The following is a 702-nucleotide window of genomic DNA, read 5'->3' on the forward strand; positions in this document are numbered from 1 at the left end:
GATGGACTCACACTTGAAGTGCAACATGTTTGACCTGCTCAGAGAATAGCTCGGCAGGGGTTTTGAAGTTAAGGCACTTTCTCGGTGTATTGTTGTATTTTGCAACCAGCTCATCAAGCTGCTCCTGTGTGATACTTGCAAGATCGGACTTTCTCGGCAGAAAACGACGCAACCGGCAAATGGCATTTTCCACGCCGCCCTTTTGCCAGGGAGCATGCGGATCGCAGAAGAAAGTCTCGATCCCCAGCCTGCTTTTAAGCTGATGGTGCAAGGCAAATTCGGTACCGTTGTCAAACGTGACCGAACGCCGGATCGCTGGAGGTAAATGCCGGAACTGCCCCAGCAAGCTGTCGAGCACCGGACGAGCTGCCTTGTTCGGTTGACGCGTGATCCGTGTGAAGCGCGATCTGCGCTCATGGGTCACCAGAACCGCCTGTCCGTAGCGACTGAACAGCATCAGGTCGGCCTCCCAGTGACCGGCTTGCTTGCGTGTTCCGGCTTCCGATGGTCTCTGACTGACCGGGACCCGGTCGCGGATACGATCCACCGGGCTTCCGCCGCGTTTGCCAAGGCGTCCCCTGCGATGCCGGGCACGCGGCAACAGCCGGTGCCAGTAATCTTTCTGGGCACTGCGATGATAGATAAAGCGATAGATGGACTCATGACTGATGACTGTGCCACCCTGTTCACGCGCCAACCGGC

At 57.0% G+C, this 702-nt stretch carries 1 protein-coding gene; it reads right to left on the bottom strand.

Going from position 1 to position 702, the window contains the following annotated elements; translation table 11 throughout:
* Window positions 1-7: 7 nt before the first annotated feature.
* Window positions 8-702: IS30 family transposase (locus BC440_RS13990; RefSeq protein ID WP_139192127.1), on the bottom strand; the 695-nt coding region annotated here is incomplete at its 5' end.

This window comes from Thalassospira sp. MIT1004 (assembly GCF_001858545.1).
Classification (GTDB): domain Bacteria; phylum Pseudomonadota; class Alphaproteobacteria; order Rhodospirillales; family Thalassospiraceae; genus Thalassospira; species Thalassospira xiamenensis.